This window comes from Enterococcus sp. S183_ASV_20, from assembly GCF_018919685.1.
GTDB lineage: Bacteria > Bacillota > Bacilli > Lactobacillales > Enterococcaceae > Enterococcus > Enterococcus faecalis.
The window spans coordinates 1-10,327 of record NZ_JAHLRI010000070.1; the positions used below are offsets into that span (position 1 = coordinate 1).

Below are 10,327 nucleotides of genomic sequence, written 5' to 3' on the forward strand. Positions count from 1 at the left end.
TTGTCGTTAAAAACATTGTACCGTAAAAGGACTGTTATATGGCCTTTTTACTTTTACACAATTATACGGACTTTATCTTTTTTTGAATACGGATAAAGAAGTTTTATTAAAGTCATTACATGTATGCTTAGGGATACCTATATTAGTATTTAATGAAGATTACACTCTTGTAGAAGAATATAGATCTGATAGGACTATATCATTATTTTATGATTTCCCAACTTTTTTTAAAAAAGTAGTGAAAGACAAGCTTAAATTTGATTATATAACTGGTAATTATAATGAGTTGTTTTTATTGTACACATACAATAAAAAACTGTTTTTGTTTGGTCCATTCAGATGTAATACCATAGAAAAAGATAAATTCTATTCTATGGTTCAATATAAAAGTATAAAGCATTCTGATAAAGAATCCTTATATAAATTATTAAATAAATTACCATTATTTTCATTAGGGGATATTAGAGATATTCTTATCCTTATAAATTATTTTTTTACGGGAAAGATTGAAGACTTATTTCATAAGCCGTTACATGATTATGAGAAAAAATTTTCAGAAGATATCCAAATAGAACGGATAGATATGTTATTATCTCAAAATTATGATCCAGAAATTTATTTATTTTTATATGAAAATAAAATTTTAGAATATGTTGTAAATGGTAATGTACAAGAATTAAGTAATATGATATTTAAACTAAGTAATGGTGTTGTTCCTGTGGTTAGTGGGGATAACGTACGTTCTGAAAAGAATTATTCAATAGTTGTATTTGAGAAGTTAGCACAAGCAGCTATAAATATGGGAATGGACTTAATAAATGCATATCAGAGTCGAGATAGTTTTATAAGGAAAAATGAACTATGTATAAATTTAAAAGAAGTATTAAAAGTTAGAGATACTGCTATAGTATTTTATACCTCTGAAATAGGAAAAGCTAAAGTAAGGAATCTTTCTCCTCAGATATCATCAATTGTTCAGTACATTGGTCTAAATATGTATACAAAGATTACAGTAAGACAGATTGCTCAATATTTTTCAATGAGTGAAGCTAGGTTACGCACAGCTTTTAAAAAAGAAATGAACATTAGTATACATAATTATATTTTAAGAAGAAAAATTTCAGAAGCTAAAGTAATGTTAAAATCTAATTATCCTATTAATGATATTTCACTATTATTAGGTTTTTCAGATACGTCTCACTTCACTAAAGTTTTTAAAAAGATAACAGGGACGACTCCTAAAAAATATCAGATGTCAGTTGATTCTAAATTTACATTAAATTTAGACTAAAAAATGTTTTAGTACGAAACATTTTTTAAATAATTATCTAACTTTTGGAAATGAAATTAATTGTTTAGGTGTTTTATTTTACACTTAAAAGTTCATATCATTAATAGTTATAGAAAGGATAGAGATAATATGAAATTTTATTGGGAAATCAATCCAGAAGATTTATTAAAAAATGGTAATTATGAAAAAAATAATTTATCAGAATGTGCATATAATTTAATGATTATGTATAACAAGTATGCAGAAAAAGGGAAGAAATTACAACAGTCTATTAATTCAAAAAATTTCAAAAAGAATATAGAACAATTATTAGAAATAGAAGCTATTCTTTCTGAAATACAATTTTATTTAGAGGAGATAAATTTAGAATCTGCAGATACAAATAATGTTATTTCACAGATAGAAACTGAGTATTTAGTAGATTATTATTATAAAATTGGAAATGCAGATAAAGAGGGAAATTTTTTTGCTTCATTACTAAGAAATAAGGTATGTAAACAAAAACAACTAAGATTCGGTATTTTTCCAGAAAGAGTTATTATTTAAATGTTTTTAAATAATAACTATGGAGATAAATGGCAGAACGTTTGTTGCTTTTTTTAATTTCGAATTATCAATTAAGTACAACACTTTATCCTGTAAAAACTTCATACGATGTTTTTCATTTTAAGCACTTTTGTGGTCTAGTCTATGCATAAAGGATTGAATATAATTATCTGGAATTAAGATTATATCTTTCCCTTTTGGTAGGTACTCTCTTAATAATCTATTTGTATTTTCATTTAGTCAAAAACTGGGTAAAGGAGTCTACAAAGATAAACCTAAAAAATAATTTTGCACATATGCTTGATGACCTTCCTGGAGTAGCTGATAATGCTAAAAAAATATTGTTTGATATGAGATGTACTACTGTAATAGACGATTGTAATGTTCATTTACGAGATGTACTTAATTTATTAGAAGATGAAATGCACAGCTTTAGATTATCTTCTATTGAAGCTAATGATTTAGATAAACTATATGATACTTTTTATTACTATGGAAAAAAAGAACAATTAATAGAATTTCTGCTTGACCAGATGACTAATGCGATAAATTTTAAACAAGCTGATAAGGATTTTCTTATTTATTCATGGCTTGTAGAAAAACTTACTGAAGAACAAATATGCGAAATGCTCGCGAGAATTAATGAAAATACCCAATACCATTGGAATAACAACCTTAATTCATTTGTTGATGAGTTCGTTGCTTATTATAAAGAAACAAATGGAATTGATCTAAGAATAAATTATTTGGGAGCAATTTATACTAATTTAAAAATTCTCAGCGATGAATATACTCTCTCTATCTCAGATTACGAGCTTATTTTCAAATTTTTTGAGGATATAATAGAGAGTCATAGCGAAACAATATTTGATTTTCAGCGTAAATATAAAAAGGATATTGAAACAAATTTTGGTAATAGTTTGGAAAACTTTCCTAAACTGAATAAGTTATTATTCGAATAGATTTTGAAAAGCTTACAATAAATAAAAGTATTAATTTTTGTTACATCAATTAATCTCTAATTCATGAATTTCTTTTTTGATTCTATATATAGTTAGTCTCGTAATATTGTAATCTTTCGCAATCTTTATCCCTTGTGCTTGGCGTCTTTTAGATTCCGTACGTTCTTGCTCGGCAATCATGGCCAAAATCTGAATGATTAGGTCTTTGATAAATTTATCTAGGAGTGGATTTCCGATTGCTTCAGCCATGATTGGTAAACTGGTAATAATTAGCCGCACATTTTTCTTCTTTAGATAATTTACTGAATCGATAATCTCGTCATAATTACGTCCAAGTCGATCGATGGCCTCTACAATAAAAATATCTTGGTCTCTAACAAAATCTAGAGCTTCCTGAAAAATCGGTCGATGAGTAATAGTCGCTCCGGATTGTTTCTCGATGAAAATTTTTTCAGCACCAAACTTGTTCATTTCCTCAATTTGACGTTGTTCATTTTGATCGATTGATGAAACTCGAATATATGCAATTTTCCAAATTTTTACCTACTTTCTATAATTTTTAAAATACACCCTAATCATACATTCAAAAACCATATTTTTCAATGTTCTGTTGGTGTCTATTTAGGGGTCCTTAATTAGACAATCGCAACTATTTGATTTTCTTGTTTTTTAAATGCGTGATCAGGGTGTATGATAAAACTCTTGGAAAGAGGCAGAATTTTGAAAGTTGCATATGCAAGAGTTTCATCCATTGGCAAAACTTGGAACGGCAAATTCAAGATTTAAAAAAATTAGGAGCGAAAAAAATATTTGTAGAGAAAAAATCTGGCGCAAGTATTGAACAACGACTAATTTTTACAGAAGCTATCTATTTTGTGAGAGAATCCGATATTTTTATGGTAGAAGCCATTGACCGATTAGGCAGAAATTACGATGAAATTATTTAGACGGTTAATTTATTGAAAAATAAAAATGTTCGACTCATAATTACAAGCCTTCCTATTATGGCTGAAGCGGTTGGTAATCCATTATTTGATCGTTTTATTAAAGATTTGATAGTCCAGATTTTGGCAATGATTGCGGAACAAGAAAGAACAGAATCTAAGCGACGACAAGAACAAGGAATTAAAATTGCAAAAATGAACGGTGTTTACCAATGGCTGTGAACTAGAATCCAAAATACGTACTACGTGAACAATGTGTAGTATGTATTTTGGTGTTTTCTTAATAACTAATTTTGAATAATCATTCAATTCTTTTATCAATAATTGAACGTAAGACTTTTTCTCTTAAATCCAATGAATTAATCTTGTTATTTTGTTCATATTCATGTACTAACAAATCACAAATATAAAGTTGTGAAATTTTTCCAGCTAAAGAACCACCATTTAAAAATTCTTCGATTGCTGTTTGTAAAACTAAATCTGCAGATTTTCCTATCGGTGAATGAATATAATTCGTTATAGCAAGTATTTTTGCTCCATTATTTTTTGCAATTTTTAATGAGTCATAAGTATCTTTTGTTTTTCCAGATAAAGAAAAGATAATAACTAAATCTCTATCTGTTAACAAAGAAGCAACTTGAGCTTGATAATGAGGATCTAATACAGCTTTAGCTTGTATTCCTACCCTCAAAAACATACTTTCCAAATCAAGACTAGTATTTCCACTAGATCCTACACCAAAAATATATAGGCTGCTTGCTTGATTAATAAGTTGGATTGCTTTTGTTAATTTTTCTTCATTAATTAAACAAGAAGTAGACTGAAGTACTTCAATCAAACTTTTAGCAACTTCATCGTGGTATTTACCACTAGATGGTTTTTCTTTTTTTTTGCTAAAATCTTCTTTAGCAATTTCAATTTTTAGATCAGAAAAACCAGAAAATCCAAGTTTTTGACAAAAGCGAATGATTGTTGCATCGCCAACATTCGCTTTTGTTTTAATATCATTCATAGTACTGTAAATAATAGATTCTCCAGAGTTAAGAATAAAATCAGCAACTTTTCGTTCCGATTTTGTTAATAAGGGATAATGTTCATTAATTAAATAAATGTAATTCATAAAATCTCCTCTAGAATGTAATTTTTGTTTATTATACACTATAAAAATTAAAAAACTCCAAAATTCTCCATTTTTCTTGACAACAATGTAAGCGGATGCTAAACTTTTTTTGGAGTAAAAATCCTAAAAAATATAAAAATGGAGGTTTGTGGAGTTTGGACAAAGCAAAATTCTTAGAAGCAATCTCAGGTGGTTTAATTGTTTCGTGTCAGGCGCTACCTGGTGAACCATTTTATACAGAGGAAGGAGGTTTAATGTCATATTTTGCATTAGCGGCTAAAAATGCTGGAGCTGTTGGCATACGTGCAAATTCCGTTCGAGATATTAAGGAAATCAAAGAGAAAGTTTCTTTACCGATTATTGGCATAATAAAAAGAGATTATCCTCCTGAAGAGCCATTTATTACAGCAACTATGAGAGAAGTAGATGAATTAGTTGCAATTGGTGTGGAGGTAATTGCTTTGGACTGTACTTTACGTAAACGTCATGACGGATTATCTATTAATACTTTTATAGAAAAAGTAAAGAAAAAGTATCCTCAACAACTATTAATGGCTGATATTTCTACTTTTGAGGAAGGAAAGAATGCTTATCAAGCTGGTGTGGATTTTGTTGGTACAACCTTAAGTGGCTATACAAAGGAGAGCAAAAAACAAAATGGCCCAGATATGAAATTAATTAAACAATTAGTACAAGAAAATATTTGTGTTATTGCTGAAGGGAAAATTCATACACCTGAACAAGCAAGACAAATTAAAAAGCTGGGTGTTGCAGGAATTGTCGTTGGTGGTGCAATTACACGACCACAAGAAATTACTAAAAGATTTGTCGATGCATTGAATAAGGAGGAAAAAGATGTTTAAGAAGTTTTCACAATTAGGTCGCGCATTTATGTTACCGATTGCAATCTTACCAGTAGCAGGTTTACTTTTAGGTCTTGGTGGTGCTTTAACAAATGAAAGTGCAATGAATGCGTATCCAATTTTAGAACAGCCATGGATCCATACAGTATTAAGTATTATGAGTTATGCAGGAAATGCTGTCTTTACTAATTTAGCATTGATTTTTGCTATAGGTATTGCTGTAGGGTTAGCAAATGGGGATAAAGGAACAGCAGGTCTAGCCGGTGGAGTATCTTACTTAGTGTATACAGCAACGATCAGCGGATTTCTTGCGTTATTTTCTGCTAAAGATGCAACTCTTGATACTGGTGTTGTTGGATCTATTGTAATTGGCGGAACTGTTGCATTTCTACACAATCGATATCGGAAAATTGAACTACCGCAATTTTTGGGTTTTTTCGGCGGATCGCGTTTTATTCCAATCATTTCTAGTTTAGCGGCAATTATTATCGGTTCTTTCTTTTATTTAATTTGGCCACCAATTCAAAATGGATTAGCAGTAGTTGGAGAACATATTGCACAAATGGGAAGTCTAGGTACTTTTTTGTATGGATTTTTACTTCGTTTGACTGGCGCAGTAGGATTACATCATACTATTTATCCACTTTTTTGGTATACGTCTTTAGGAGGTACAGAAAGTGTAGCTGGAGTTACTGTTTCTGGTGCACAAAATATTTTCTTTGCGCAACTAGCTGATCCAAACCATACAGGACTATTTACTTATGGTACTCGTTTCTTTGCAGGTAGATTCGCGACAATGATGTTTGGTTTACCAGCCGCTTGTTATGCTATGTATCGTGCTATACCTAAACAAAATCGTAAAAAGAATGGTGGACTTTATTTTAGTGGTGGCTTGACTTCATTTTTAACAGGGATTACTGAACCAGTTGAATATATGTTTTTATTTGTAGCACCATGGTTATATATAATTCATGCATTCTTAGATGGTCTATCTTTTTATTTTGCAGATATTTTAAATATCCGAGTAGGAAATTCATTTTCTGGTGGATTAATTGATTTCTTATTATTTGGTGTACTCCAAGGAAACGATAAGACAAATTGGCTGAAATTAATTCCTTTCGGAATTGCTTGGGCAATTGTTTATTTCTGCGTATTTACTTTCTTCATTAAGAAATTTAAAGTAGCTATTCCTGGAATGGGAGAAGAGTTGCCAACGACTACTGAAAATAAATTAAATAAAAAAACATCATTAAATGATGAAGCTCAAATAATCATTAAAGCTCTTGGTAGTAAAACCAATATTGAATCCGTTGAAGCTTGTGCTACTCGTTTACGTGTAGCTGTTGTAGATGGCCGAATGGTTGACAAAGAAACTATTAAACAACTAGGTGCTACTGCTGTTTTTGAAGTGAATGGTGGTATTCAGGCAGTTTTTGGCGGTAAAGCTGATTTACTTAGTCAAGAAATTAATCAAATTTTAGAAATTGAGAATTAGGAGATATCTTATGTTTAATCTATTTAAAAATAAAAAACAAGAAGGAATTTCCATTACTGCTCCTTGTTCAGGGAGGATTATTCCTATTTCAGAAGTAAATGATCCAATATTTTCAAAAAAAGTACTTGGAGAAGGATTTGCAGTTGTTCCCGAAGGTAACAAAATATATGCTCCTTTGACTGGACGAATTGAAGCTGTTTTTCCAACAAAGCATGCAATTAGTATAAAAAGCGATGCAGATATTGAATATTTAATTCATATTGGTATAGATACAGTTGAATTGGAGGGTAAACCTTTTTCAATTTTTGTTAATGCAGGAGAGAAGGTTACTACCGAAACATTATTAGCCGAAGTTGATTTTGATCAAATTAAACAAGCAGGAAAAGATCCATCTGTCATAGTTGTTTTTACTAAACCTGAACAAGTTAATGAAGTCATCTTAAATAGTTATACAACTATATATGGTGATTCATGTGGTAAAATTATACTTTGACGTAGAGTTAAGTATGTTATCGGATTAAATTTAAATGAATAAAAGGTGATTATAGACTGTGAGTTATAGAATTTAAGTAAATTATATTAACAAAACACCCTACTATTATATAAATCAGTAGGGTGTTTTCTACTTATCGGAACTTTAGTATATTCAAAAATATTAACACAAGAAAATCTGTTTTTGATTTTCTTGTGTTAGAATATGCAATTTTAACTTTTACGATTTTGTGATAATTTTGAATAAATCAATTAGGAATAGAAGTAAAAAATATAAATTAAGAATTATACTATTACAATAAAAGTTTAAACTTACTGTATCAGTATGCACAATTGATTTTTACTGAAAAGTCATAGTTAAGTTACTGTGAATTTTGTTGAGTATATTACATAGAATAACAGATAAATTAGTTGTGGATTCTTTTATTTAAGTATTTGGAAAAGAGCGGACTGGATTAGAGGGTGTTTTTTCACACTAATCAAGACTTACATAACAAATGGATTTAATTATTTCAATAACCAATAAATCAAAACGAAACTTGGCTGCAATTTTGTTCAATATAAGTGAACGGTTAATTGTATAAAAATACCAAATATATTTCTATAAAAGGTATTCGGCCTAGCTTTTAGGTTTCAATACAAAGTGTGGAATCTTTTTTTTAATATCCAGCTACCTAGTAAACAGGACAAAGGTAAAATTAAAATTCCTGCACAACCAGTTAAAATACTTACTAATAGTTCCCCTACAAAAATTTTAGAATTAATTAATTCTAAAAATGAATAGTTTAAATCCTGTAAGTAAATTACTAATGCAAAATTAGATGCTATAAAAGCAAATAAGAGAGTGTATATAGTCGAATTTAATACCTCAATTACTACGTTAAAACTAGAATTAAATAGTTCTTTAAAAGTTAAATCTGGGTTCTTCGTATATATTTCGTAAGTAGAACTACAAATAGCCATACTTCCGTCAATAACGGCACCAGAAAAACTAATTAAAATAATTGAGACGTTTAGTTCAGAAAAAGGGATATCAACATTTAAATCAAAATTAGCTAATTCAATTAATTCTTCAGAAGAAAATCCTTGTGTCTTAAGAGCAGTGATTAATGGTAGTGACACAATAGTAAAAGTAACTAAAAAAAATATAACACAGATAAAAGCCAATTTTGTTTTAGCATTACGTCCATTTATCCAATAAAGAATTACTATCGTCATTAGTAAAAAAGATACAAAGGTTACCAAATATACAGAAATATGAAGCGATATAGCTATTAGATAGCCAATAAAAATGACTATATTCAAAAATAATCCTGAAATAAAGTAGAAAGAATTATTTTTAAATATGATAATTGAAATAAAGATAAAAATAATGACTAATAAACTAATTACATTCATCTGTTTTCCCCTTCTTTTTTAATTTTTTAAATAAAAGAAAAAATAGAAATGAACTTGGGATAGTGAACAAGATGGCAAGTCCTCCACATAAAACTCTCATTATTTCCAATGAAAGATGCATTTTGAATGTCTCAACAAAATCCCATCCATTAGCTAAATAGAAAATAAAAAAAGGCGTTGCACTACTAAGATAGGCAAATAACAAAACATTAATCATCGAAGTAGTGGTATCTGAAGCGATATTCTTTCCTGATTCTATTAATTCTTTTGTATTTATCTCAGGAGTATGTCTTACAAGTTCATCTAAACTTGAAATTATAACAACAACATTGTCTAGTGCTGCTCCAATTCCTCCTAACATTAAGCTGGCAAGAAAAACAGTTCGATAAGGTCTAGTTAAAAATTGTATTTCTTCATAGCGCAGTCCTTGATCGTTTAATAATTTCATAGTAATTGTGGTAATAAAATAAGATAGAAAAACACTAAATATTGTTGCTAAAACCTTCCTTAAATCAATTTTTTTTAGTCCGTAGAGAGTACCAGTTGATATAATAATAGCAATTATTGTATAGATTGATATTAGCAATAGTAAGTTTATGGATCTGTTTCGCTGATTTATCCAAAGCAAGAAAAAAAGAAAGATTATATTGAATAAAATACCAACTAAAGAAAAAAATCCTTTTTTTCCAGCGATACCTAAGACTAATGAAATAAAACTAACTACTAAAATAAAAGTATAGCCATCTCTTTTTAGAGAAATAAATTCCCACTTTTTAGTGGAATTATCTAATAATATTTGATTATTTTTATTAAATACTGGATTGGTACTTTCATTTCCATTAAATTTTACTTTTACAACAACAGTTTTTTTTGTATTATTTACTAGTTTAACTGTTAGTAATTGTTCGCTGTCAATTATTTTTACTGATTTTACAATACCAACAGGTGTAGTATAAAAGTAACCGCTAAATCTTTGAATTAATAGACCACTAAAAATAATTACCAACAAGCTAAATAATGTAAATTTAAATTTTTTCATATAGTCCCTCATTTCTCTGTATGATTAATTAAAAAGTATATCTTTGGTTTTATCAAAATCAGTTTAAAGGATACCATAAATTTATAAAAAATATATGGTAGATAAAGTCCGTATAATTGTGTAAAAGTAAAAAGGCCATATAACAGTCCTTTTACGGTACAATGTTTTTAACGACAA

At 28.9% G+C, this 10,327-nt stretch carries 10 protein-coding genes and 2 pseudogenes; 7 read left to right on the top strand and 5 right to left on the bottom strand.

The features are described 5' to 3' along the window. Positions 1-82: 82 nt before the first annotated feature. The gene (locus tag KQI94_RS13930) at positions 83-1,291 is read left to right on the top strand and encodes a YSIRK-targeted surface antigen transcriptional regulator (RefSeq protein ID WP_002392382.1); all 1,209 of its coding nucleotides are present in this window, start codon (positions 83-85) and stop codon (positions 1,289-1,291) included. A 129-nt stretch (positions 1,292-1,420) separates the two neighbouring features. Beyond that, positions 1,421-1,837, top strand: a complete 417-nt coding sequence (locus KQI94_RS13935; RefSeq protein WP_002358522.1) for a hypothetical protein — start codon at positions 1,421-1,423, stop codon at positions 1,835-1,837. A gap of 135 nt (positions 1,838-1,972) precedes the next feature. On the opposite strand, the pseudogene KQI94_RS13940 reads toward KQI94_RS13935, so the two are convergent. Next, positions 1,973-2,074: pseudogene (locus KQI94_RS13940) on the bottom strand (IS30 family transposase); the annotation flags it as partial. Between KQI94_RS13940 and KQI94_RS13945 the strand changes: the two are divergent. After that, positions 2,062-2,799 carry a hypothetical protein gene (locus tag KQI94_RS13945; RefSeq protein ID WP_002384835.1) on the top strand — a complete coding sequence of 246 codons (738 nt, stop codon included), beginning with the start codon at positions 2,062-2,064 and terminating at the stop codon, positions 2,797-2,799. The pseudogene KQI94_RS13940 and the gene KQI94_RS13945 overlap by 13 nt on opposite strands. Positions 2,800-2,844: 45 nt before the next feature. Here the strand turns inward: KQI94_RS13945 and KQI94_RS13950 are convergent, their stop codons facing one another. After that, positions 2,845-3,336 carry a recombinase family protein gene (locus KQI94_RS13950; protein ID WP_033072569.1) on the bottom strand — a complete coding sequence of 164 codons (492 nt, stop codon included), beginning with the start codon at positions 3,334-3,336 and terminating at the stop codon, positions 2,845-2,847. Positions 3,337-3,519: 183 nt separating this feature from the next. Here KQI94_RS13950 and KQI94_RS16600 point away from each other — a divergent pair. Next, a pseudogene (locus KQI94_RS16600) lies at positions 3,520-3,956 on the top strand (recombinase family protein); the annotation flags it as partial. 88 nt (positions 3,957-4,044) lie between these two features. Here the strand turns inward: KQI94_RS16600 and KQI94_RS13965 are convergent. Next, complete coding sequence (locus KQI94_RS13965) at positions 4,045-4,863, bottom strand: MurR/RpiR family transcriptional regulator (protein ID WP_002363071.1); 819 nt, start codon at positions 4,861-4,863, stop codon at positions 4,045-4,047. A 155-nt stretch (positions 4,864-5,018) separates the two neighbouring features. On the opposite strand from KQI94_RS13965, the gene KQI94_RS13970 reads away from it, so the two are divergent. Genes KQI94_RS13970 through KQI94_RS13980 form a run of 3 tightly spaced genes read left to right on the top strand, consistent with a single transcriptional unit; the run spans position 5,019 to position 7,714 of the window. After that, positions 5,019-5,726: an N-acetylmannosamine-6-phosphate 2-epimerase gene (locus KQI94_RS13970; RefSeq protein ID WP_002363072.1), complete on the top strand. Its 708-nt coding sequence runs from the start codon at positions 5,019-5,021 to the stop codon at positions 5,724-5,726. After that, complete coding sequence (locus KQI94_RS13975; RefSeq protein WP_002363073.1) at positions 5,719-7,221, top strand: PTS transporter subunit EIIC; 1,503 nt, start codon at positions 5,719-5,721, stop codon at positions 7,219-7,221. Before KQI94_RS13970 ends, KQI94_RS13975 begins: the two co-directional genes overlap by 8 nt. A 10-nt stretch (positions 7,222-7,231) precedes the next feature. Continuing rightward, complete coding sequence (locus tag KQI94_RS13980) at positions 7,232-7,714, top strand: PTS glucose transporter subunit IIA (RefSeq protein WP_002358535.1); 483 nt, start codon at positions 7,232-7,234, stop codon at positions 7,712-7,714. A 632-nt stretch (positions 7,715-8,346) separates the two neighbouring features. Here KQI94_RS13980 and KQI94_RS13985 read toward each other — a convergent pair. Next, positions 8,347-9,111 carry a YibE/F family protein gene (locus tag KQI94_RS13985; protein ID WP_002358536.1) on the bottom strand — a complete coding sequence of 255 codons (765 nt, stop codon included), beginning with the start codon at positions 9,109-9,111 and terminating at the stop codon, positions 8,347-8,349. After that, positions 9,098-10,162 (bottom strand): YibE/F family protein, encoded by a 1,065-nt coding sequence (locus tag KQI94_RS13990; protein ID WP_002363074.1) that lies wholly within the window; start codon positions 10,160-10,162, stop codon positions 9,098-9,100. Before KQI94_RS13990 ends, KQI94_RS13985 begins: the two co-directional genes overlap by 14 nt. Positions 10,163-10,327: the final 165 nt, after the last annotated feature.